The sequence below is a fragment of the Corynebacterium gottingense genome (genome assembly GCF_003693265.1).
Classification (GTDB): Bacteria; Actinomycetota; Actinomycetes; order Mycobacteriales; family Mycobacteriaceae; genus Corynebacterium; species Corynebacterium gottingense.
Genome location: NZ_RDRE01000135.1, coordinates 1 through 1,352, shown reverse-complemented (window position 1 = coordinate 1,352; position 1,352 = coordinate 1). Strand labels below are relative to the sequence as shown.

Below are 1,352 nucleotides of genomic sequence, written 5' to 3'. Positions count from 1 at the left end.
CCGAGCTCACGGACGCGCTGCACGTCATCGTCGGCGAGCGCGGCCAGGGCGCGAAGGTCATCCCCCTCGCACACTCCGCCGGCGGGCTGATCACCTCGCTGTGGGCGGACTGGCTGCGCCGGGAGCGGCCCGCAGACCACGCGCGGCTGGCGGGCCTGATACTCAACAGCCCATGGATCGACATGCAGTTCTCTCCCCTGCTGGTCAAGACGGTCAAGCCGGTCCTCAAAGTGGGCGGCAGCGTGCTCCCGCGCGTGCCCTTGCCGGGAGGGTCCCTCTCCACCTACGGCGAGTCGCTGCACGTGGACCACAACGGCGAGTGGGACTTCAATACGAAGTGGAAGCCGTTAGGCGGGCACACGAAGTACACGGGCTGGCTCAAGGCGATTGTGGACGGCCAGGAACGGATCCACGCCGACGACGTGGATACCGGAGTCCCGCTACTCACCCTTGTTTCCTCCCACTCCTACCTAGGCAAGGAGTACTCACCCGCCGCGGACACTGCCGATACGGTGCTGGACGTCGACCAGATCCGCACGTGGGCGCCGCACCTTGCTCAGGACTGCGTGATCGCCACCATCGACGGGGCGCGTCACGACGTCTTCTTGTCCGGGAAATACGCTCGCGAGTCCGCGTTCAAGGCGTGTACCTCCTGGTTGGAACAGCTGCCGCACCGCTAAGCCGCCCCAAAACGCCTCTCAAATCCCAATTGTCCCAAACTCAACATAGACGTATATATAGAGGAGTCATCGCATGACCAATCAGCACACCGAGCACACCGAGCACACCGAGCACACCGAGCACACCGAGCACTATGACCTCATCATCGTCGGCGCCGGCTCCGGCAACAGCGTGCTCACGCCGGACTTCGACGACAAAAAAGTCGCCATCGTGGAAGAGGGCACGTTTGGTGGCACCTGCCTCAACGTCGGCTGCATTCCGACGAAGATGTTCGTCCTTGCCGCCGATACTGCACTCCAGGCCCGCGAGGCCGATCGCCTCAACGTGGATCTGGAATATCGCGGTGCCGACTGGAAGGCCATCCAGCAGCGCGTCTTCGGGGATCGCGTGGACCAGATCGCGGCCGGCGGCGAAGCATACCGACGCGGCGACGAGTGCCCGAACGTGACCGTGTACGACATGCACGCACGGTTCGTGGGGCCGAAGACGTTGGTGACGGGGCAAGGGGGCGCAGAGAAGCGAATCAGCGCCGACACAATCATCCTGGCCGTCGGCGCGCGTCCGTTCATCCCCGAGTGGGCCGAGGGCGTGCCGTTTCACACGAACGAGGACATCATGCGCCTGCCGGAGCTGCCGAAGTCGCTCACGATCGTGGGCGGTGGCTTCATCGC

General features: G+C 64.6%; 2 protein-coding genes. Both read left to right on the top strand.

Annotation, left to right across the window (positions count from 1 at the left end; genetic code table 11):
* Positions 1-680, top strand: a 680-nt coding sequence (locus tag EAW56_RS12235) for a serine aminopeptidase domain-containing protein (protein ID WP_122086829.1), incomplete at its 5' end; no start/stop codon positions are given.
* 73 nt (positions 681-753) lie between these two features.
* Positions 754-1,352: FAD-dependent oxidoreductase (locus EAW56_RS12230; protein ID WP_167457444.1), on the top strand; the 599-nt coding region annotated here is incomplete at its 3' end.